This is a genomic window from Candidatus Lernaella stagnicola, from assembly GCA_030765525.1.
GTDB lineage: Bacteria > Lernaellota > Lernaellaia > Lernaellales > Lernaellaceae > Lernaella > Lernaella stagnicola.
On sequence record JAVCCK010000010.1, the window covers coordinates 401,223 to 423,746 of the forward strand.

The following is a 22,524-nucleotide window of genomic DNA, read 5'->3' on the forward strand; positions in this document are numbered from 1 at the left end:
TGGCGTTCCTCGAACGCGCTTGTTTTTCCGGGTAAGATCGTCCACAGAAAAAACAACCGGGGCACGTTATCTTGCCGCTTCCGATGCCGCTCTGCTACATTGAGTCGGTTTTCACGCCGATCCATGGGACGGGTCGCGGAACTATCACGGATGGCTTTTCCCGTTTCCACCGGAGGGTGTTCTTTGCGCCGGATACCGCTTGCGCGCCGATTGCTTTACCTTCTCGTGTTGCTGCTGCTGGCAGCCGCGTTGGTGGAGGGTGCGCTGCAGCTTACCGGTTGGATTTACCTGCAGCGCGCGCGAACCGCGTTTGGACAAAACAGCGACGCCGCAATCCTGTGCCTCGGTGACAGCTTCACCTATGGGATCGGCGCCGGTCCTTCCCAAAGCTACCCCGCGCACCTGGCCGCCGAGCTCGGAAACACCTGGCAGGTAACCAACGGCGGACATCCCTATATGGACTCCACTTCGCTGCTCGCCGGTTTTTCGCAGCGGCTCATGGACGCCAAGCCGCAGATCGTCGTGCTGCTCATTGGCTACAACAACCGTTTCAAGAATCCCAATCGTCCCTCACCGGACGATTCTTTGTGGGCCACTGTCTTGCAGCGATTGCGTGGGCTGAAGATCGGCCAACTTCTATACATTCTGAACGTCAACCGCGCCGTCGATGCCGCCACCGGGGTCGCCGCCGAAATCCCGGCCCTGTCGGAAAAAGAAGTGCAAGCGGTGCTCACCGACGCCCGTTTCGCGGCGGTGCAGCGGGTCTTTACCCGGTTCGACGACGACCACGCGAAAGTGTTGACGGCAACCGGCTCCGACGCAGACACCGCCTTGGCCAAAGGCATCGCGTATCTCATCGAAGGCGAAGGACGCTTGGCCGAGCCCCTCTTCTTCCGTGTGTTGGCCGAGCGGCCCGACGACGAAGTCGCCTTGATGGGCGCCGGTTACGTGACGCTGTACCGGCGGGAAATTGTGATCGGTTTCACCAAGGCTTTGTTTTTCGCGGAGGATCCTTGGCTGGCCGCAGGCATGGCCACGGTGCTTTACGATCGCGGTCGATCCGCCGAGGCAATCTCCCGGCTGACCGAGACCCTGGAATCACACCCCAACTACGCTGGTGGTTACGAGTTGCTCGCCGGCTTTCTCTTGAAAGAACAAAACCCCGGCGAAGCGTTGGTGTTGCTCGACCGCCTGGAAGCCCTCGAACCCTGGCGGGCCGAGTTGCACTGGCTGCGGGCCGAAGCGCTGCTGGAATTGGGGTTGTGGATCCCGGCAAAGCAGTCGTTCGAGCGCGCGTTTCGTACCGGCCTCGACCACCCGAGTTACTACGCCCGTTTACGTCGCCTACTGTTGTCGCTTCCCGCCGACCCGGATGCGGCTTTGAACAACGACCCGACGGCGTACGCCATTGCGCCGTTGACCACCACGTGGCGGAATTTCGCCGCCTTTGCCGAGGAAAAGTTGGCGCGGCAAACAACGTCCCGCACGGCCGAAAACCTTTACGGCGATCTCGCCGAGATGCACGCCATCTGTCAAAACCTGGGCGTTACCCTGGTGTTGATGAGCTATCCGGACCGCTACGCCTACGACGACCTGCGCGCGTTCGCAGCGGTGCGCGACGTGCCGTTTGTCGATAACGTGGCGACCTTCGAAAACGCCCTGCGCGACACCGCGCCCACGTTGCTGTTCCAGCCCGACGGCCATTGCACATCGCGCGGCTATCGGCTGATGGCGCATACGCTGCACGACGTTCTCACACGGGCCGGGGCGTTGGCCGAGGGGGCGACGCCATGAACCGGCGGCAACTCTCTTGGCTGGGCCTGGCCTTCTTCGCGGCGGCTAGTTTGCTGGTATTCGCGCCGAACTTGCCGCAGCTTTCGACGGCCGCGATCGGCGACCCCGATTCCGACGCGCTCAAGCATGTCTGGGGGCAATGGTGGGTTCACCACCACGTGGTCGAACACGGCCGCATTCCGCTGGAAATGGACCTGGCCAATTTCCCGGACCTCGGCCGCTTTTATTGCCTCGACACTGTCAACGCACTGCTAACCGTGGTGCTGCGGCCGCTGGCGAACGCGGTTGCGGCATACAACCTGCTCTATCTATTGCACTTGGCGCTGGCCGCGTGGGCGGCTTTTTTGCTGGCGCGGGAAGTGACGGGCGACTCGGCGGCGTCGCTGGTCGCGGGAATGATCTACGGCTTCTCGCCCTACGTGCTTTCCTTTCCGGTCGGGTCCGGCGTGGCGGAAACGAGTTTCTTGTTCCCGCTGCCGCTGATTGTTTTATTCGGGCTGCGCACCATCACCCGCGATTCCTGGGCGAATCCGGCGCTTACCGCCGGGCTGCTGTTGCTGCAAGGGTTGGCGGCCTGGAGCTACGGCATTTACGGCGCGCTCTTTTTGTTCGGCGTGGCGATTTCATTCGTCGTTACGAGAGTGCGCGGACGCGATGATTCCCTGTTCGGCGAGGCGCGGCTAGATCGACGGCTGTTTTTGCGGGTCGGGTTTTTCGTCGCGATTCTACTGATCGCCGCCACACCTTTTTTCCTGCAAGTGCAAGGAACCGTTTCCGGCGACGACGCCATGTATCAGCGCCACTTGAACATTTTTCCCGGGCCCGGCCCCAAGCCGACGGAGGAACCGGCGCTGACCAGCTTTGCGTGGGTCGATTTCTTCACCCCCGGTACAGCCGGACGCCGCGCCGACATGTACACCGACAAGCTGCTGTACGTGGCCTACATGGGTTTCGCGGCGTTGGGTCTTGCCCTGGCCGGATGGCGGCGACGCGGAGCGGCGACCTTCGCGGGGTTGGCGTCGCTGTTTTTCCTCTTTGCTCTCGGGCCGCTGTTTTTCGCGGGACAGGCCCGCACGTTCCCGGCCTGGACGAATCCGGTGTATCTCGTTTTTTACTACGCCTTTCCCCTGTTCAATGCGACGATTCACTCCGTCGACCGTTTCGCCGTGCCCTTCCAGTTGGCGCTGGGCGTTGCCGCAGCGGTGGGCTTGGCGCGATTCATGAAGCACGTTCCCGACCGCCGACAAATGTGGCTGGGCGGCGCTGTCGCGGCGTTGATCCTCATCGAGACGCTGCTGATTTCCCCCGCACCGTGGCCGGTCCCCGCGTCGCCCGCGAAGCCCGATTTGGTGGCGCTCGAATTGGCTACCGCGCCGCGCGACGGGGCGGTGTTGGACTTGCCGCCCTATCACGGCGGCACGGGGCTGTTTGACGGCGATATTTTCTTCCAGCAAACCGTGCACGGCTTGCCGATCCCCTACAACCTGGAAGGTGTTTCGCCGACCGTCTACGACAATCCCTTCTACGCGCACGTCGAGGCAATCCTTTTGGAAGGCATCACCTCGCACGGCATTCGTCGGCCGCCTCCGGTTCCGGCTTGTGAGGGCGTCGCGCGACTGGCGGGCTTGGGTTTCTCGTGGGTGGTGCTGCGTCCGGAGCGCTTGGCCCCCTCGGCACGCAACCGCGTGGTGGATTTGATCGAGTCCTGCCTCGGCGAGGGTCGAAAAGTGGGCTCGTCCGTCCTGTATGCGCTGCCGGCGGCGGTGCCTTAAACGAGAAAAGCGGGCCCGTAGGCCCGCCCTCTTAACTTCTTTCGCGATAAATCATTTAGCGCCGATGATCGGCCCAGACGGCGTCCATACAGCGTTGAAGCCCACGTCCGCGCCGGCCGACCAATCGATTTCGCCGGTGATTTCGCTAAGCAGCGGGCGGAAAATCACGTTTTCCAACGCGCCGTCGAACACGTCGCCCACCCAACCGATCTGGTTGATCGTCGCGCAACCCGAGACGCTGACGTAGAACGAGTCGTACGCGCCGGCCATTGTCGCACCGAAAACCATGGCGACGTACATGTTCGGATTGCCGCCGTTAATGCCCTGACCTTCGGGTATATTCAGGTCGTAGTCGCCGGGCGGCACGCTATCCGGGTACATAATCGTCCAGCCGAGTTGGTCGATTTTCAGCCCGTGGATGCCGATGATACCGGCCGGGCTTACGATGTCGACTCCCTGGATCGTCGCACCCAGGATCATTTCCTGTCCGGCCATAATCGGCGGCTCGTTCGGCCAATAGAACGCGGTCGCTTCACTTTCGTCGATTGGCGGGCAGTCGATCGGGGCAGTGTCATCGTCGTTGTCATCGTCGTCGTCATCGTCGTCGTCATCGTCGTCGTCGCCGGCGGTATCGTCATCGGCTGTGTCGTCATCGGCTGTGTCGTCGTCCGTCGCGTCGTCGTCCGCTTCCGCTGTGTCGTCATCGTCATCGTCGTCGTCGCAAGCGCTGCCGACCGCAACAAACGCCATGGCAAGCGCGGCAATCAACACGAGCAACCAAAGATTGCGAATATTCTTCATTTCCGTAGCCTCCACAAAAAAGAAAAGGTACAGGACCATGGGGCCCCGCAAACACTGTTAAATTCGCAGAACCTTAACTATAGGTCAACCTCCACCGGCGCGGCCAGGCGACGCACGCAAGCGCGGTCGAATGGGTCGAACGGGTCGCTCAGCCAGTCCGCGACTAATTCGCGCAGGCAGCGCTGGTCTTCATCGGGCAAGCCCAGCCAATCGGCGCCCAAATCGATCAACAGCGCGTGGTCGGCATTGACCGGCACCACCGCCGCACCTACGAGCCCTTCCGCGACGGCCTTAAAAGCGTTTCCTGAGGGCGTCGCTTGATCGAAGCGGGGAGCGATCAGCAAACCGGGCATCGTCGCGGTCACGGGCGTGCGGTCGACGGTCGGCTCCCGCGTATAGCTCGCGGCCAGCTCTTGGCAAGCGATGTGTGTCATGGCCTCGATCTGTTCGGTCGAGACATAGGGCGGATGCAGCCGCCGAAGCACGAATTCGCGCCCGGCGAAGTCGTTCCAACCCGGAAAATCGATACACATCACGTTGTCGGCATAGGGATCCCAATAAAAACGGTCTTCGTCGGTATCCAGTTCCGACGGCTCGGCCCGCAATCCCTTCGCGGCGTCGTGCCATTGGCGCACCAGCGACCAGTCACCCGCCAACGCTCCAGCCAGTGACCCGACCCACGCCGCCAGCACCGCCGGGCGATCACCCAAATGGAACAGATCCTGGGTCAACGCCCAACCGAAATCCTCGTCGCCGCCGGCCTCATTGAGCAGCCATTCTGTCTCTTCGATCAACGCTTGCCCGTCGGCAAAGGGGCAACGGTCCGAGGCATCGCACGCCGCGGCGAGTTGATCGAGGTTTTCGTCGAGAAAATGCCGGCCGGTGCTTTGCGGCGGCAGTGTGGAATCCAGTACGTAGGCCGACACGCTTTCCGGAAAAAGCCGCAGGTACTCCAGCATGAGCCGCGATCCGTAACTGTTGCCGAACAGCCGCATCTTCTCCACACCTAGGGCACGTCGCACGAAATTCAAATCACGAGCCGCATCGACCGTGCTCATCAAGGCCGGGGACACGCCGCTCTGTTGCGCGTTCAAGCACTGCTGGACGTAGCTGCGGTAGCGCTCGAGGTCGGCAAAGTAGCGCCCGTCCAATGTTTCCGGGCACACCAGCGGTGTCGACGACATGAAACTGCCGCGTGTTTCGACAAAAAGGATGTGGTAGTCGGCCGTCAACCCCGCCGGCACCAGGCCGTCAGGGCGCAGCGAGAAGAGCAACGCGTTGCGCAGATTCGCGTCGGGACCGCCGAGATTGACGGCCAACACGCCGCGCGGCGAGTCCCCCGTCGCCGGGGCCACGGCAAACCGTACTTCCAGGCGTTCGGTATCTTCGCTTTCTTCCCAATCCACCGGCGCTTCGACGGTGCCGCAGGCTAAATCGTTGGGGATCAAGTGATGCCAAGGCGCCGGGAAAAACAGAACGCAGTCGCGCCAAATGATGGTCGGCACATCGGGCCCGCCGCTGGTGTCGTTGTCGTCGTCATCGTCGGACATGGCGGAGTCGTCATCGTCGTCGTTGTCATCGTCGCTGCTGGAGGGGGGGCCGGTCACGGAGCCGGGCATGGGAAGGTCGTCGCCTTCGTCGCTGGAATCGGTTGCGGCCGCACAGCCAAACAAAAACAAAAACAGTACCAATAAAATAACGGAATCCATCCGCTTCATACGAACATTTTGCTTCGTGACGCGCCCGTCGTCCAGAGCGAACTTAGAACACCGGATCGATGCCCGCCGTGAAGTGCGCGCCGAGCATTTCGGCCAGGTATTGGCAGTCGGCCACGGTCGTCGTCTCGCGGATCGAGTGCATCGACAGCATCGGCACGCCCACATCCACCGTCGCGACCCCCAGCCGGGTCGCGCTGATCGGCCCGATGGTGCTGCCGCAGGGCAGATCGCTGCGATGCACATACTGCTGCAGCGGAATGTCGGCGCCCTCGGCCACCATCGTCAGGTAGGTGCGAGTGGCCGCGGTGGTCGCATAGCGTTCATTGGCGTTGACTTTGATCGTGGGGCCGCCGCCCAGTTGCGGTTTGAAGTTGGCGTCATGCTGGCCCGCGTAGTTGGGATGAACCGCGTGCGCGCCGTCGACCGAGACCAGCACCGACCGCGCCACGGTGCGCAGCATGCCTTCACGACCGCCATCGTACCCGAGACACAGGCGTTCGATGACGGCATCCATCAACGTGGAGCCGGCGCCGCGAAACGTGTTGGAGCCGACCTCTTCGTTATCGAACAAGACGGCGATCCGCGTGGTTGGCGTTTCATCGTCTTTGGTTTCGATCAACGCCCATATTGCCGCGTGGCAAGAAACCAGATTGTCGATCCCGCGCGCAAAGAGGAAGTCGTCCTCGAGGCCGCCCAGAGTCGGCGGTTGCGTGTCGACCAAATCCACCATGTAGTCCTGGACCGCTGCCTCGTTAATACCCGCCGCTTCGGCTAGTAGGCAGCGCAGGCTTTGATCGTCCATTTCCTGCTTGCGATCCAGGGCGTAGATCGCCGGCAGGTGTTTCTGCTTGTTAACCTTGTATTCCTCGTTGACCTTGCGGTTGAGATGAATCGCGCAGTTGGCGATGCGCGCCACGGGTCGCTTGAGCGACACCGGAATGTATTGGAGTGGGCCGAAATTCTTGCTGGCCACCAATACGCCGGCCAACGTCAGGTCGCGGTCGAACCAAGTCGCCAGGATCGGCTCGCCGTACACCTCGACACCGAGCATGCGGTAGCCTTCCTTCGAATACACGCCCCGAGGCTTGACGCGCAATGCGGGAACATCCGTGTGCGCGCCTACCAGCCGCAACCCCACCTCGGCCGGCGCTTTTTGCCCGACGATGCCCGCGGCCAGGCTGCCGCCGCCACGGCGTACGAAAAAGGCGTCGCCGGGCTTCAACTCCCACGCGTCCTTCTCGTGCAATTCTCGGAAGCCCGCGCCCTCCAGGCGATGCGCCGCCTCCGCGGCCGTATGTACGGCGGTCGGCGAATTTTCCAAAAAATGCAACAAATCGTCGGGAAAGAGTTTCATGCGCGATCTCCTGTATCGGCGCCGACGCTCTCGTCCTCGCGGTACACCCGCGCCGCTACCGACAAAATCAACTCCGTGGTCGAGGCCAACCCCGCCCTCAAACTACGACCGGAAACCAATGAGAATCCACCTTACCCAACCGCAGCCCGGCGGGCAAGACAGCGCCCGTGACGAAGGACGGCATTCGGTGTTATCTTTGGCCGATGAGTTACGCCCTCGCCCGCTTCCGCGCGATCCGTCACGTAGCGACCGCCAACGCAGCCGCATGCGTGGGCCGCGCTCCATGGCCCCGCGCCGCGCACCTGGTGCCCACATGGCGCTGCAACCTCCGATGCCGCGTGTGCACGGTGTGGAAACGCGCCGGCGACCAGCCCGACCTACCCCTGGCCGACATGCTGCAAATCGTGCGACGCCTGCGCTGCCTGGATATCGTCAAAGTTATCGGCGGCGAGCCTTTCATGTACGAGGAATTCGCCGCGGTAGGGCATGCTATTCGGAAAGAAATCGACCCCTACATCTTTCAGATCATCAGCAACGGCACACTCACTGAGCGCATCGTCGACTTTGTACGCGGGATTGCGTGGCCAGGGCTGCACCTTCGGCTTTCAGTCGACGGCCTGGCGGCGCGGCATGCCGATATGCGCGTCGGGCAGGATGACGGTTTCGAACGAGTCATGAACACGCTGGAGTCGTGCGCACGGCTGCGTCGCGAAAAGAACTTCGTTCTGGGCGTCAATTTCAACCTGACGACCCGCAGCGCGCCGGACCTGCCGGAGATGGCGCGGCGGTGCGAAGAACTTGGCGTCGATCTTATTCCCGGCATCCCGGTCAGCCCCTTCCTGGAAGACGTCGACATTGAAGCCGCCGAACATCGCGTGCTGGAAATCGAAGACCCGGAAGTCGTGCGCGAGGCCCTGGTGCGCGCGGCTTACGGCTCCAAGAAAGGCGTCACGGGCTTCGGCAAGCGCTTTCTCGCGCTGGCCAACGACCGCATCTTCACGCGCCTGCTGGCCGGTGGGGCGGCACAGCCCTTTGGTTGCCGCGAAATGCGCAGCATGATCTACGTTTTTCCGCAGGGGGATATCGTGCTGTGCGGCCTGCGCCACTTGAAGCTGGGTAATCTGGTGGAGCACGATCTGCCGACCCTATGGCGCTCACCCCGCGCCGAGGAATTGCGGCGTGCCGCGGATACCTGCCCGGGCTGCAACCAAGCGGCCATCGAGATCGTCAGCCGCCTATACGGTTTTTGCCCCGCCGTTCGCGCTCGTCGCTTGAATAAGTAAGTCGCTCGATCTAGCGGATGCGCAATGTTGTTGCGTCGCTTTTGGGCGTTAGTGCAATGAAGGGCCACACCGCCCCGAGTACTTTTTCTTCGCCGACCTCGGAGCCGTCGGTCGCCGCCAGCCCCGGCACAGCATGGAACTTCACGACGACCTTGCCGTCGGCGTCCGGTTTCAGATTGCTAAGCCGCAGCTCGCCGAAATCCCATGTGAGGGTTCCCTCGCCGCGCACGAAATAGTCACCGGCCGGGTGATAGCCGAAGGCGACGTGGCCGTCTTGCGACCACTGCTCGGCGAGGAACTCCGCGAAACGCCCGCGGCACGCCGCCAGCGCATGGGGAGAGTGGGCGACGATCAACCTCACCTGATACGCATCGAGATAGTGCCGAAATTCCGCCACGCCGACTTTCTCGATGGGTCGTTCGCCCAGGCGTCCGGCCGTGAAATTCACGAGGTTGTATTTGATGAAGTAGTTCGGATAGTGCCCCGACAAAAACGGCTTGCCGGTCGCCCGCGGCAATATCAGGTGGCCGTACAGCGCCGTGTTATCCGGCAACGGGTCGCGCGCGGCATAGAAAAGATTCCACGTCTCGAACATCACGCGGCCCGCGCCCGTATCGGTCTCGGCAATACGTTCGGCCAGCCTTCGCCATAGGCCGGTGTCGGCTTGAATGCGCTCGGGGGATATCGTCGGCGCCGCTGTGTTGCGCAGCCACGCGATCGGCGCACCGAATAACGCCAGCACCACGAGCACCGCCACCACCCGCGTGGTCGAGGCGCGCCGCGTGAGGTGCCCAACGGCCCACGCCGCGCCGACCACCGCCATGATTTCGGCGAGCAACACGTACACGCACGGATCGAAAATGAACAATCCGGGGACCAACGAGCCGAAGTACGCCAACGCGAAAATCACGGCCCACGCCGCGCCCCAAGCCGCCGCCAACCGGGGCCGGGTGCGGTAACTCACGACAAGGCCGTACACGCCTGCCCCATATAGAATCCATCGAAAAGCAAGCGTTACCCAACCGGTGGGTCGCTGCGCCGCGCCGATCGCCGCGTGCGGATCGATGAAATCCTTGACGACCGCCAGCACATCGGCGTTGACCCAATGCGAAGTTTCGGCGCGAAACATCGTCTCGCCGACGAAACGGAAGAACGGCACAAGCCAAAACGCGTTCACGGCCAGCGTCACGAAAGCCACCGCCGCCAGCGCGGCATAACGCCGGGCGGGCGCTCGACCCAAGTACACCACGGCCATCACGACGCCCGGCAGCGCAAACGTCACGACGCTGATTTTGTGCACCAACAACGCCACGACCGCCGCCATGCCCAGGGCCATCAGGCGGCGCGCGCCGCCGCGTTCCAGGTAACCGGCGAGCAAGGCAAGGCCGAGCAGCGAAAGGTGCATTTCGACGACCGCGGTCGTCATGCCGCTGTGGAACAGCAACGCGCCCAACGCCCCTTGGAACAAGGTTACGCCGAGGATTCCCGCCGCCGCGCCGATCCACGGCCGTTCCGGCCCGGCTGTCGCGAAGCCCGCCGCGACCAGCGCCAGCGGAATCAACAACCACAGCAGCAAGATGCTCAAACGCAGCGCAGTATCCGGTGAGCCGGGAAAAAACACGGCGAAGATTTGCGAAACCAGATAGCTGTGCCATGTGAAGGCGTCGGGATAGCCGCCGAGCAAAAACGGATCGTAACCCCACACCCGACCGGTATTGGCGACGAAACCCGCCGCCGCGTGCACCGCGTAGGTTTGGACGGCGAAATCGACGTACAAACGGGACCCGGCCGCGGTTGGATCCAGCGCCGTACGCTCGCCGGGTGCGGTCACGAGCAGCAAATAGAAACAAATCGCCACGCACGCAAGTAGGACGGCCCAGTGTTTCATGCCCCCCACCTTTTGCGCAGTGGATCCAGCACGAATTTGGAAAGGAAGTACGAGACGTCGCGCCACAACGTGCCGCGTCGCAGGCCGATACGCAGCCTGTCGAGCCAATACGCGGGCCGAAAATAGAATCGCCGGTAGAAACGCCGATACGCCGAGACGATTTCCGTTTCCGACAACGTCGGATGCCGAAAGAGCAAGCGCCCGACGAAATGAAAGTGGAAATCGTCCCAGTTACCCGAAACGATACGGTGTTCATCGTTCCATTGTTCGTAAAGCCGGCTGCCCGGGGTTGGAATGGTGATGGAGGCGCGGGCGAAATCGCAAGGCAACTCGCACGCCAAGCGGTTTGTGGCCTCCATGCTCGCCACGGTTTCGCCGGGCAATCCGAACATAAACAGGGCAATGGTTTCGATTTCGTACTTACGGGCCAGGGAGAATGCGCGCCGCACCTGGTCGAGCCGCGTGCCTTTGCCTACAGCGTCTAAAACCGCTTGATCGCCCGACTCAACGCCGAAGCGGATACGGTAGCAGCCGGCCCGCGCCGCCAGTTCCAGGAATTCCTCGTCGGCCCGGTCGACGCGAATCCCGTTGTAGAGTTCCCATGGGAAGCGCCGGCCGCTGGTGAGGATAAGTTCACAGATGCGTTTCGCGCGATCCAAGTCAGTCGAGAAACCGTCGTCCTGGAAGTGGATTTCCTGGAAACCCATGTCTAAAAAGTGAATGATTTCGCTCACCACGCGCTCGGCGCTTTTCGCGCGCCAGCGGCGGCCGAATACCAGGCGGCTGCTGCAAAACGAGCAGTCAAAGGGGCAACCGCGGCTGCTTTCGGCCATGGCGATGCGTTCCGAGCGCCAAAGCCACTGCCGCCCGTTATAGCGCTCGAGGTCGAACAGCTCATACGCCGGGAAATTGAGCGCGTCCAGGTTGTCGATGAGTTCTCGCGGATTCGTGCGAATAAATCTCTTGCCCCGCCGGTACGCCACACCCGGCACATCGGAGGGTTTTCGCCCGGCCAGCAGATCCCGCAGCGTTTGCTCGCCCTCGCCCATTACCACGATATCAAACGGCGAATCGAGAAAAGCCGCCTCGGTATCCACCTGGGCGTGCACGCCGCCGAGTAACAGCCGGGCGTGCGGCGCCGTTTCGCGGGCCACGCGGGCCAATGCCAGAGCCGGCTTGAAGGTGAACGTAAAGGCCGAGAACCCGATGAAGTCCGGTTGGAAACGGCTGATTACGCGCCGCATTTCCCCGCTCGGATCGGCCTCCATGCGCAAGTCGGCAATCCGCACGTCGTGGCCGTCTTCCCGCGCCGCCCCGGCAAGCATTGCCATGGTCAACGAAGGACAGGCCGGGGCCGCCACAACCGCTTCGCGATACACGTCAAAGGGCGGCGGCGGATCAATCAGCAACAAACGCATGCGCGCGGACTCCTGAAGCGGTGGACAAACGATCTATAGAAAAGCACACCTTGTCCTTTTTGGCGACCGCAAAATGTAGGGAATGGACTCCCGTGGTCCTCGACCACGCCTTTCTCGGGTTTTCTACTTTAAGTTCCCCTGTTATGTGACTAATTTATAATAGAAAAGTTGAACCCTTTGTTGTGTCTAGTAAAGTCGACCATCTTTTTCCCGTTGTTTTTCGAGTACTTATTTATATTCACCATCTACTTTAACTTTTTTTTGTAAATGTATGAAAAATTGCTTGATTTCCGTTTTTCGCCGTGGTAGATCATTCGCGGAGAAAGCGGGAAGGTTAATCGGCCTAAAAACGTGACGGGGTAAGCCGCGATGATGGTCAGGCACGGTCACGAATCCCATGAGCGGACATCGGAAACTAACGTCCGCCTTTGACATTTAGCCCCCAAGCCCGGCTTCTGCTGGGACCCCATATCGTTCCGGCGTCGTGTGTGCCGCATTCCATTCAAAAAACGGCGCCGGACTTTCTTTTTTTAAATCAGTGGGTTGGCTCAAACTGAAGCAGTGTGGTCCGCACGCCGATCGGCACCTGCCGCTGCCAAAACGTCCATGGGCCGAGCGCCCGCAAATCGGGTGCCGCCGCTAGGTGGTGCGGGTCGATGACATCCCCCGCCAGCGGCGTGTAGACCTGCGTATTGTCCGCCAAAATCTTCACGCTGCCCCGCTGCCGCAACCGCGATAGCGATTTCTCAACCAGCCGCTTGTGCCGCAAAGCGCCGTAAAAATCGTTCAACAGCACGAAATCCCCCGCTGCAACCTCGTCGAGGTCGTCCAGCGTTTTCAGGTCGCGGCCCGCCCAGTAGGGCGTGAGATAGGGATCGTCCGACCAACACCGCGCCGCCGGCGGGACAATCTCGGCAACCGCCCGGCCGTCCAATACGGTTTCGGCCCAGTGATCCCGCTCGGCCCCCAGCCATTGCGGAGCCACGTAAAGCGACGCCGCCAGCGCGAGGATCGCCATACCCCAACGCAGCCACCGCACGGGGGGCAAACCCGCCCACCCCAGGGCCGCGGGGACGATGATAAAGGGCGCCAGCGTCACCAGGTAGCGGGCGATCCAGTTGTACCCCACGGCGATTGTGGCAAGGTGCGCAACCAGAAGATATGAGAACAGAAACGCCAGCGGTCGCGTGCTGCGTTCACGGAAAAGGATGTAGTAACCAAATGCGGTCAACGCCGCCACCGGCCACATGAATACCGAAGGCAGCGCCGCCAGCGACAGTCCGAACCACACCGGGAATTGGCGTAGCATCATGCCCGAAAACAAATCCCGATAATCGCCGACACGGTCCGGGCTGTGGGTCACCATCCATGCCAGCGCCAGCAAAAGGGGAATCAACGCCGGAAAAACCAGCCACCATTCGCGCCGCGTTTTTTTGCGCAGGTGGGCGACCCACAACCAAACAAGGGCGGGAAGCAGGACCACCGCCTCATATTTTACGCAGGCCGCGATGCCTGCGAGGGCCGTCGCCCAGGCCAATTCTCGAGCGCGTCGCGCGCCGCCGAGATAATCGATCGCAAAGACCAACGAACCGCTGTAGACCAGCAAATAGAGGGTTTCCGGCCGGACCCGCGTATCCCAAAACACCGCCAGCGGCGCCGTGGCCATCAGTAGCGCGGCAAGCAGGTCCGCGCCCGGCTCCCGAGTCACCCGGCGGACGATCAGCCCGAGTACGACCGCGAGGCCGCCGGCCGACAGGGCGCTGACAACCCGCCCCGCAAACAACGGGTCGTCGAAGAGGCGCCCGACCAGTGAGTTGAGCAGCGGGTAGAACGGCGGCCAATACCCCGCGACTTTGGGCATGAGCGTCTCGTACCAATCGGGCACGACGGCGTGTAGCAGATCCGGCCGCCAAAACAATACGCCCAACCCCAGGCCGTCGGGTTCCAGCCCCAGCGGTGTGTATGCGATATAAAGGCCCAGACGCCAGAGTACGGCGACGGCGAAAACCAACAACCAGTGCCGGTTCGTCAAGTGACGCATCGGCTAGAACACCCCTCCCTTGAAGGTGCAAACAACATGCGATTGCACTTCTCGCAATGCCAGCAACGGCACCGGATCACGCTGAGCGCCGGGGTCGGTGAGCGTAACGCCCGTTGCGGTGGCGTAGGCCGGGGCGGCATCGGCTCCCCGGCAAACCAGATCCGGCACATAATGAAACGACACCACGGCCACGCCGTCCTCGCCGGCGACATCGATGAACTCGAGTTCATCGTAGAACCACGATTCGAGCTTGCCCGCGCCGCGCAAAAAGTAACCCGCGGGTTGTTTGACGCGCCACCCGGCAAAACCCTCTGGGGCGGAAACCGCCTCGACCGTGTCCGTGAAGCGGCGCAACGCCCGCGCGGCTTCGGCAGACCATGTCAGTAAATATTCCACATTATAAAGACGAATTTGTTGCGCGAATTCCGCTTCATTCCATTTATCGACCGCCTTGCCCTGCCACACCGCGCTGAAAAAGTTCGCGTGGTTGAAGTCGAGAAAGATCCCCGAGTAATGCCCGCCGAGCAGCGGTCGCCGCGTGCGGGTCGGCAACTTGATCGCCACACGGGCGAACTGTTCATTCCACGGCGGCTTGAGGGGGTAGAACGAGCTGAATGTCTCCACGTGCACCCGGCCCTTACCCGGCAGGCTGTCGATCCAGCCGGCCATGGCCTCCAACTGGGGCGCCGGCCGGGAATCGATCGGTTGCTGAAGAAAATGCCGGCTCGATGAGGGCAGCACGCCCGCCACGACAAGTAAGGCTAGAAGCAGCGCCGCCGCCCTACCCGGCCCTACGCGCCGCACCAGCCAAGCCGTCGCCGGAAGAGTCAAAAATAAGAAGAAGAGAGGCACATAGCGGCTGGGATCAAACGGCCTCAGCGCTTCCACGAAGCTCGCACCGTAGGCAAACAAGCCGATGGCGGCGGTCATCGCCGCATAACCAATCCATCTCGGCCATGTATGCCGTGATTTCCAGGCCGCCCACAAGGCACCGATCAGTACGAGGTTGCGAAACAGCAAATCGCCCCACCACTCCTGGCGATGCAGCACGCCGATTTTCGCCGAAGGATTCGTCAGGTCACGGAGGAGCGCCAACGGATCCTGATTCGACCAGTAGCTGATCGCCGGATCAAACGTCGCGTGCGACATGTATTGCAGCATCGGAGAAATCCAGAACCAGTTGGCCGCCAACGCCAAAGCGGCGCACCCGCCGAGAAACAACCCGATCCTTAGCGTCAGTTTTCGCCCGTGCGATGCCACGAGAAACAGAGCCGGAAAGGCAAAGGAAATCGCCGCCGTCTTATGCACGAAAAGCAGCAACGGCGCCAGCAGCAGCAATGCCCACGCCCGGCGCGACGGTCGTCGCAACTCGGCCATTACGCCGAGAGCCGCAAACGACAAGGGAAACACCAAAAAGCCGGTCGTCATGCCCACCGCCCAATAGGCAAACGCCATCGACGCGCGAAACCATAACACTCCGGCCAGCGCACCCACGAGCGATGCGCGACGCGAAAAACCGAAACCGCGCCAAGCGATGTAGCAAAGCCAGGGAACCACAAAAGCGGAACCGACTACGGCAAGCTTGAGCACCATGCCGACCGGCAGGCTTGAGAAGAAAATCGTCAGCCACTGCAGGAAGACGTTGCTGTTCCACACAAAGGTCTGCACATGGCCGGCGAGAAAAAAGGGATCGTAACCCCACAAGCGCCCGGCGGCGGCATGCGTTTGCCGGGCCACAAAGCACTGGTAGTCCAGGACGCAATAGTCAAAGGCGTCGAATCCCGCCGCCGATAAAAACGCGTCGAAGGGGCGAAAGACGCCCAGGGCCAATACGGTATGTACGACCGCGAGAAGCAACAACAATCCGGCTGCCGTGGCGCGGTTGGTCTCCTCGCGGCTTTGACGGGGTCCGCCGCGATCCATCAATCCCCCCGGCCGAGCCGGGCCAAAAAGGCGCGTAGGGTCAAACGCAGGTAGATCAACCCCATGCGGATGATGGCGAATTGGCTTTGTCCCTTGCGGCGAAAGGAGTATGTCGTGGGGACTTGTTCGATGTGCAGCTTCAGCGCTTGGGCGCGAAACACCATTTCCGGCGAGATGCCGAAGTCGTGGCGCTGGAGTTGCAGTTCGACGAAGATGCTGCGGCGAAATGCGCGAAACGCGTTCGTGCTGTCGTCGATCGGCAGCCGCAACAACCACCTGGAAAAGGCCGAGAAATAGCGGCTGCCCAGCGCTTTGGCGCCACGCAGTTCGCCGTAGCTGCCGCCGAAAACGGCGCGGCTGGCCACGACGAGATCGGCTCCGTCCTGGAGGTGTTTGCGCATTTCGAGCAAGTCGTCGAGGTTGTCGCTGCGATCGGCCATGACCCAGGATACGAGGGGATAATGTGTTCGTGAGGTACCGGCTTTGAGTGCGGCGCCCATGCCGCCGTTCCCGGCCAGAATCATCGGCGTCAGCCAGGGACGCTGCGCGCTCTCATGTCGTAGCAGGGCCGCGCTTTGATCGGTCGACCCGTCGTCGACGACAATCACCTCGACCTTGCACGGCGCCATGAGCACGAAGTGCTCCAGCTTCTCGAGCAAGCCAGGTAGATTTTCGCTTTCATTGTAAGCGGGCACGACAATTGATAAGTCCACCGAATCTCCGCGCAACGTTCGGATTTCGTTCAAGATAGCACGTTTCTTCGCACGCTCCAACAATTGGGACGGCGCATTTCACACCGCTTGCGGTTTCCGGCCAGTGAATCGGTGGAGTTTCTTCGGTGTCGGCGGGTGATATTCTAAAATAAGCGAACAGTTTCACCGTTGTTGAGCCACTGGCTTTTGTGTCGCGCCGAAACGCCGTGGCGTCCCTCTGTTATTATCAGGTAAAATAATCCTTTTTATCCACAGGGTGTGGAAGCATTTATCCAGGTAATTTCAAGCGCTACGCTTTTCGCATCTTTTTTAAAAAAAAGGATTGAAACGAGTCGGTGGAATTGCTACGTAATCAAAAGCCGGGGACGCACTCCTCGGCTTGACCGACAGCCAACTACACATGATTATGAGGGCTTGCCGGTGGGTTTATCTCATGTGATAGGGGTAAGCCTATAGGTCGCGTATGGGGTGTATCTGTATTTTTGGTTTGCGCAGCAGGCACTCTGCGTAGATTTTCTTCTCTCGGGTTTCGGGAGTTGGGGGAAACATTCGTATGGATTTGTGGAACCGCACTTGTGATGTGCTTTCCAAGACGATTGATGCGAAAAATTTTACCGCGTGGATTCAACCGCTACGTCAGGCGCAGGCTAATCAAAGCTTCTTGCGGTTATCGGCCCCCAACAAGGTCGTCCGCAGTTGGTTTATCAAGCACTATTTGAAGCCTGCAACGGCCGTTTTAACTGAAATCACCGGCCGCGCCATGACCATCGAAGTGGGTGTTTCCAATCCACAAATGAGCTTCGATTCACAGGTCATTCTGCCGAAAGACCAAGCGAAGAAAACCGCCGAGTCGCCCAAAAACGGTTGCCGGCGTACCGCCAAACTGCCCAACGATCAATACACCTTTGAAAACTTCGTCGTCGGCCCGTCCAACGAATTTGCTTACGCCGCGGCCAAGAATGTCGCCAAAAATCCGGGACAGGGAATGAACCCGCTGTTCATTTACGGCGGCACCGGCTTAGGCAAGACGCACTTGCTCAACGCTGTTGGTCATCGCCTGCTGCGACGCGATTCCGAGACGCGACTGGTGATGGTATCAGCCGAGCGCTTCATGAACGAGTTGATCGGCGCGATCCAGGGCAAACGTACCGGCGCGTTCCATCGTAAGTACCGTAATCTCGACGCTCTTTTGATCGATGACATCCAGACCATCGCCGGGAAGAATGCAACGCAAGAAGAATTTTTCCACACCTTTAACACGCTTTATGAAAACGGCGCACAGATCGTTCTAGCCTCCGACCAATACCCGCGCGACATTCCCATGCTCGAAGAGCGCCTGTGCAGCCGTTTCGGTATGGGCATGATTGCCGACATTCAGGTGCCGGAACTTGAAACACGCATGGCCATCATTCGCAAAAAGGCACTGGCCGAGAAAATCAAGATCAACGAGGATGTCACGTTCTACGTCGCCAGCCGCATTACCAATAACGTTCGTGAGCTGGAAGGCGCTTTACGCCGCATTGCCGCCTACAGCGAGTTACACGGTGGAAAAGTCGAGTTAGATATAGCCAAACGCGCTCTGCGCCATATCATCGGAGATCCTGACAAGCCCATTGCCGTCGAGCAAGTACAGAAGACCGTTTGCGAGTATTTCAATATCAAGCAATCCGAGATGCTGGGTGCGCGCCGTCACAAAGCAGTCGCTCAACCGCGGCAGGTCGCCATGTATCTTTCACGGAAATTGACCAATCATTCGTTTCCCGATATCGGCCGCAAATTCGGCGGCCGTGACCACACGACGGTAATGCACGCCGTGCGTAAAATGGAAACTCAATCGCAGGTGAATCCTGAGCTTTTGTCGATGCTGGAAACCCTTGAAAAGACCTTGCGAAACAAATAAAAAGGCAGGGGATAACCTTGTGGCGTACCTCGGGAAAATGATGTATATAAACTGTGTACAAGGTAAACATGGTTTAAGTTGCACAAATGATTCACGTGTTTTCCACAGGCATATACACCATGAAAGCACGTGGATTTACCAGATGTTAACTCACTTATCCACGAGGTTTAAGGAGCTCTACATCTACTAATGTTTTAATTCTTCTTTTTCATAAGTAGAAAAAGGAAGGAACCTCATGCAGTTCACAATAGCTCGAGAAGAACTTCTCCGCGGCCTCGGACGGGCGCAAAGCGTAATCGAGAAAAAGTCGACCCTCCCGATCCTTTCCAACGTGCTCGTGGAAGCCAAAGGCGACACCGTCACGATCGTGGCCACGGATCTGGAAGTCGGCGTTCGGAGCGTTTGCGAAGCAGCCGTCGACAAAGATGGTTCAATTACCGTCAACGCGAAGAAGCTTTTCGAAATATGCAAGGAACTCGAAACCGATGAAATCGGCTTCAAGGTGTTGTCCAACGATTGGGTCGAGATCACTAGCGGTGCGTATTCATCCCGCCTGGTCGGTTTGGCCGCCGATGATTTCCCGGTCCTTCCGGCTACCGATACCGAGAAAACCATCACGCTGAACGGCTCCCTCGTGGCCGAAATGATCGACAAAACGCAATACGCCATCAGCACCAACGAGACCCGCTACTACCTCAACGGCGTCTACCTGCTTATCGCCACCGAGGACGACAAGAAAGTCCTACGCATGGTGGCCACTGATGGGCACCGCTTGAGCCTATGCGACAAAGAACTCCCCGAAGGTTTCGACGTCGATTTGGACGGTATTATCGTGCCGAAAAAAGGTGTCGTGGAACTGCGTAAGCTCGTTGGTGAAGCTGATGGCGATGTGACGATCGGCTTCATGGAACGCACGATCACCGCCAAACGCAGCGACGTGGAATTGATTGTAAGGCTCATCGATGGCGAGTATCCGGATTACCGCCAGGTGATACCGCAAGGCAACGACAAGATCGTAACCTGCCCGCAAGACGCTCTGACGCGCGCTACACGCCGGGTAGCGATCATGGCAACCGAACTGAATAAAGGCGTCAAAGTATCGCTCGAACGAGGGGCGATCGAAATTAGCTGTAACAACCCCAATCTCGGCACGGCGCATGAACAATTGGACGCGACGTATGACGGGCCGAAGTTGGAAATTGGCTTCAACGCAAGATACATCTTAGACGTGTTGGGCGTGGCGGCCAGCGAGGATATCCTCCTTGAGCTGAGCGACGCGTTGTCACCGTGCGTACTTCGTACCCCAGCGGATTCAGGCTTCCTGGCCGTGATTATGCCGATGCGGTTGGAGTGAACACAACAAGGATCCATTCGTGAAATCGCGAAACGGACTTTACTCGTCGCTCTTTCCTAAAAGGGCGGCTTTCATTTTCGGCATTTTGTGCTTGCTCCTGTGTATTTTCGTGTTGGTAATGAATTTATCCTGCACGGGTGACAGCGACCGTCCGTCGGGTGTTGGAATGACCGGAGATGTAGGAGCGCCGTGCGAATTGCGGTGCGTGGGAGATTGGTGCAAAACCGACGATACGCAAGAATGCGGATCCGGTTTTTGTTTAGGACCCGGCGGCGACACATACTGTTCGATTGTTTGCGAGTTCGATGGTTTCTGTCCTGAAGGGTTTATTTGCACAGAGGAGTGCTCGACGCAGGTGGCGAAGAATCCGGTTTGCGTTCGAGAAAAAGATATTGCTCTGCTGCAAGAACTTGAATACTGCCCGTAAGAAAAGGAGGACATTGTGAATAGTGCCCTGCGCATTACGGTTGTGATTTTAGCCTTGTTGATGCTTGTTGTAGCGTGTGACAAGGCCGCGACACCAGTCGATTACACTCACAAACGCGTGACACTCACCGATGAAGATCGCACCGCATTGGTCGGAGCGGCTCGCCAGTGTCTCGAAGAAGGCAAGATAGATAGCAGCGCGTTTTCCTCCACGTTAAATGCTCCTTACAATAAAGATGTATTTGTTTACGCATTTGGCGCCGGCAACCGGCCGATGCATATGCGCGCTCATGAAAAAACCATCGCCGCTTCGTTGGAAAAAGCCTGCAGTGCGTTGTACACCAACGACCGCTTTTCGCGGAAGTTCAAGGGCAAGATGAAACAGGCCCGCATCGGCGTGTACATCATGGACGACCTGAAAGAGGTCAACACGCGCAGCGTCAAGAAAATGAAGCGCATTATTGAACCGGGCGTGCACGGTTTGATGGTTTCTTACAAAGGTGAATTGGGCTATCAACTCGGCGAGGAAGTTCTTTTCAACGGTTGGGGCATGAAAGGTTTTGGCGACCGCGACCGTGTGTCGGGTTCCGGAATGGAACAACGTCGTTTGGAAAGGTTGTGTCGAGCCGCCGATTGGCCGCATACCGCTTGGAAAGATAAGGTGCAGTCGAGAATTTGGCACTTCACCACCCACACAGCTTTGGAAATGGAACCCGGCGGTAAAGTCTTTGAATCCTACCGGGCATTCATGTTGTGGCCGAAAGAAATTACGCGCAGCCGACTGTTGGAGTCGGCGTGGCTAGCCGGTCGCCATCTGGCAATGCACACAGATAAGAAAGGCAAACTGGGCTACCACTATCGTCCGGTTCGAGACGAATTCGCCAAAGACAAATATTACAACATCGTGCGTCACGCCGGCAGCGTTTGGGGGTTGTTTACGGCCTATAATGCAACCGGCGACCGTTTCCTGTTTGAGGCCGGCCAGCGTGCCCTCACGTACCTCGAGAACGAAATTAAGATTGCCGAGGAAGATCCCGAGGTCGCCTTCCTCGATTATCGAGGCCGGTCGTATTTGGGCACCAACGCGCTGACGTTGTTGTCGCTGATCGAGATCCCAAATGAAGCACTGACGCCAAAATTGCTGGAGCTTCGTACGAAACTCGGCAATGGCTTAATCGCATTCCAGGTTGAGGACGGGCGGTTTTATAAATCGTGGCGCGAAGTAATGCGCGGCGGCCCGGTACCGGATCCGCAGCCTCGCTACTTCCCGGGAGAGGCATTCCTGGCGCTCGTGAAGTTCTATGAAATCGACCGGAACGAGAAATGGCTGACGGCCGCCTCGAAATGCGCCGCGGCTCAAATGAGGGAATGGGACAGCAACCCGAAGCAGCAACCGGATGCCTGGGTCGTACAGGCTATGAGCCGCCTTTATCCTTTCACGAACAACGAAAAGTTGCCGGAGTACGTCTTCAAGATGGTCGAGTGGCACTTCCACCATCAGTGGGGAATGCCGGAAAAGGGTAAGCGCCAGGCGATGCCCTACGCGGATTATTTCGGCGGGGCCGATAACTCCACACCGCCGCGTTCTACGCCGACCAGCGCCCGTAATGAAGCGAATACCGAGGCCTGGCATCTGGCCCGCCGCGTCGGTAATGCCGAGATGGAAAAGCGCCTGGGCGATTCGGTCATGGCCGCGCTGTGGCACAATTCTGTCGACCAATTTCGACCGGAAACGTCGTATTTCCTTAGTGATCCCGAGAAAGCTTTGGGCGGCATCCGCGGCTCGTTGATAAGCAACGACATTCGCATTGATTACAACCAACACTTCCTCTCCGCCGCAATCAACGGCCTCGATCTTGCCGAAGAGCGCTATGGCGTCGGCGAACTTGGACCGTTGTCCAGCGGCAAAATTATTGACGTGCACAAAGCGAAGATCGATCCGGCCGAAGCTGCAAAACAGCTCAGCGATCCGACCGCGGAAACCGAAGAAAAAGCCGGGGAGGGCGAAAAGTAATCGTAATCTCGGCATAGTCGCCAACGGAGGCCGTACCGATTTCGCTGCCCAAGCCATTGTTCGCGCTACGCTTACTGCGAACACTTTTTATGGCTGTCAATCTGGCGGCGGCGGCGGCCTTCGTT

The 22,524-nt window shown here is 59.6% G+C and carries 14 protein-coding genes; 6 read left to right on the forward strand and 8 right to left on the reverse strand.

Annotation, left to right across the window (positions count from 1 at the left end):
- Positions 1-183 precede the first annotated feature (183 nt).
- On the forward strand, positions 184-1,794 hold the full coding sequence (locus P9L99_06075) for a GDSL-type esterase/lipase family protein (GenBank protein MDP8222908.1): 1,611 nt from the start codon (positions 184-186) through the stop codon (positions 1,792-1,794).
- Entirely contained in the window at positions 1,791-3,566 is a 1,776-nt protein-coding gene (locus P9L99_06080) for a hypothetical protein (protein ID MDP8222909.1), read from the forward strand. Before P9L99_06075 ends, P9L99_06080 begins: the two co-directional genes overlap by 4 nt.
- A gap of 51 nt (positions 3,567-3,617) precedes the next feature.
- Here the strand turns inward: P9L99_06080 and P9L99_06085 are convergent, their stop codons facing one another.
- From P9L99_06085 to P9L99_06095, 3 genes are all read right to left on the reverse strand, one after another.
- Entirely contained in the window at positions 3,618-4,367 is a 750-nt protein-coding gene (locus tag P9L99_06085; protein MDP8222910.1) for a hypothetical protein, read from the reverse strand.
- 77 nt (positions 4,368-4,444) lie between these two features.
- Positions 4,445-6,085, reverse strand: coding sequence for an alpha/beta hydrolase (locus P9L99_06090; protein MDP8222911.1), 1,641 nt, complete (start codon positions 6,083-6,085; stop codon positions 4,445-4,447).
- Between the two features lie 43 nt (positions 6,086-6,128).
- On the reverse strand, positions 6,129-7,439 hold the full coding sequence (locus P9L99_06095) for a M18 family aminopeptidase (GenBank protein MDP8222912.1): 1,311 nt from the start codon (positions 7,437-7,439) through the stop codon (positions 6,129-6,131).
- A gap of 203 nt (positions 7,440-7,642) precedes the next feature.
- On the opposite strand from P9L99_06095, the gene P9L99_06100 reads away from it, so the two are divergent.
- On the forward strand, positions 7,643-8,722 hold the full coding sequence (locus P9L99_06100; protein ID MDP8222913.1) for a radical SAM protein: 1,080 nt from the start codon (positions 7,643-7,645) through the stop codon (positions 8,720-8,722).
- Between the two features lie 10 nt (positions 8,723-8,732).
- Here P9L99_06100 and P9L99_06105 read toward each other — a convergent pair whose 3' ends face one another.
- The 5 genes from P9L99_06105 to P9L99_06125 form a co-directional block, all read right to left on the reverse strand.
- The gene (locus P9L99_06105; GenBank protein ID MDP8222914.1) at positions 8,733-10,610 is read right to left on the reverse strand and encodes a hypothetical protein; all 1,878 of its coding nucleotides are present in this window, start codon (positions 10,608-10,610) and stop codon (positions 8,733-8,735) included.
- On the reverse strand, positions 10,607-12,028 hold the full coding sequence (locus tag P9L99_06110; protein MDP8222915.1) for a radical SAM protein: 1,422 nt from the start codon (positions 12,026-12,028) through the stop codon (positions 10,607-10,609). The genes P9L99_06105 and P9L99_06110 overlap by 4 nt, the downstream gene beginning before the upstream one ends.
- Before the next feature lie 535 nt (positions 12,029-12,563).
- On the reverse strand, positions 12,564-14,069 hold the full coding sequence (locus P9L99_06115) for a glycosyltransferase family 39 protein (protein MDP8222916.1): 1,506 nt from the start codon (positions 14,067-14,069) through the stop codon (positions 12,564-12,566).
- A 3-nt stretch (positions 14,070-14,072) separates the two neighbouring features.
- Positions 14,073-15,992 (reverse strand): hypothetical protein, encoded by a 1,920-nt coding sequence (locus P9L99_06120; GenBank protein MDP8222917.1) that lies wholly within the window; start codon positions 15,990-15,992, stop codon positions 14,073-14,075.
- On the reverse strand, positions 15,992-16,705 hold the full coding sequence (locus tag P9L99_06125; protein ID MDP8222918.1) for a glycosyltransferase family 2 protein: 714 nt from the start codon (positions 16,703-16,705) through the stop codon (positions 15,992-15,994). The genes P9L99_06120 and P9L99_06125 overlap by 1 nt, the downstream gene beginning before the upstream one ends.
- A 553-nt stretch (positions 16,706-17,258) precedes the next feature.
- On the opposite strand from P9L99_06125, the gene dnaA reads away from it, so the two are divergent.
- The 3 genes from dnaA to P9L99_06140 all read left to right on the forward strand — a co-directional run bounded on the left by dnaA (position 17,259) and on the right by P9L99_06140 (position 22,399).
- Positions 17,259-18,605, forward strand: a complete 1,347-nt coding sequence (gene dnaA / locus P9L99_06130; GenBank protein ID MDP8222919.1) for a chromosomal replication initiator protein DnaA — start codon at positions 17,259-17,261, stop codon at positions 18,603-18,605.
- A 235-nt stretch (positions 18,606-18,840) separates the two neighbouring features.
- A complete protein-coding gene (dnaN, locus tag P9L99_06135) occupies positions 18,841-19,959 on the forward strand; it encodes a DNA polymerase III subunit beta (protein MDP8222920.1) in 1,119 nt (372 codons plus the stop codon).
- Between the two features lie 442 nt (positions 19,960-20,401).
- A complete protein-coding gene (locus tag P9L99_06140) occupies positions 20,402-22,399 on the forward strand; it encodes a hypothetical protein (GenBank protein ID MDP8222921.1) in 1,998 nt (665 codons plus the stop codon).
- The last annotated feature ends 125 nt before the right edge of the window (positions 22,400-22,524 follow it).

Coding starts and splice junctions, on each gene's coding strand:
- P9L99_06080 (MDP8222909.1), top strand. CDS start 1,791: ATGAACCGGCGGCAACTCTCTTGGCTGGGCCTGGCCTTCTTCGCGGCG.
- P9L99_06085 (MDP8222910.1), bottom strand. CDS start 4,367: ATGAAGAATATTCGCAATCTTTGGTTGCTCGTGTTGATTGCCGCGCTT.
- P9L99_06090 (MDP8222911.1), bottom strand. CDS start 6,085: ATGAAGCGGATGGATTCCGTTATTTTATTGGTACTGTTTTTGTTTTTG.
- P9L99_06095 (MDP8222912.1), bottom strand. CDS start 7,439: ATGAAACTCTTTCCCGACGATTTGTTGCATTTTTTGGAAAATTCGCCG.
- P9L99_06100 (MDP8222913.1), top strand. CDS start 7,643: ATGAGTTACGCCCTCGCCCGCTTCCGCGCGATCCGTCACGTAGCGACC.
- P9L99_06105 (MDP8222914.1), bottom strand. CDS start 10,610: ATGAAACACTGGGCCGTCCTACTTGCGTGCGTGGCGATTTGTTTCTAT.
- P9L99_06110 (MDP8222915.1), bottom strand. CDS start 12,028: ATGCGTTTGTTGCTGATTGATCCGCCGCCGCCCTTTGACGTGTATCGC.
- P9L99_06115 (MDP8222916.1), bottom strand. CDS start 14,069: ATGCGTCACTTGACGAACCGGCACTGGTTGTTGGTTTTCGCCGTCGCC.
- P9L99_06120 (MDP8222917.1), bottom strand. CDS start 15,992: ATGGATCGCGGCGGACCCCGTCAAAGCCGCGAGGAGACCAACCGCGCC.
- dnaA (MDP8222919.1), top strand. CDS start 17,259: ATGGATTTGTGGAACCGCACTTGTGATGTGCTTTCCAAGACGATTGAT.
- dnaN (MDP8222920.1), top strand. CDS start 18,841: ATGCAGTTCACAATAGCTCGAGAAGAACTTCTCCGCGGCCTCGGACGG.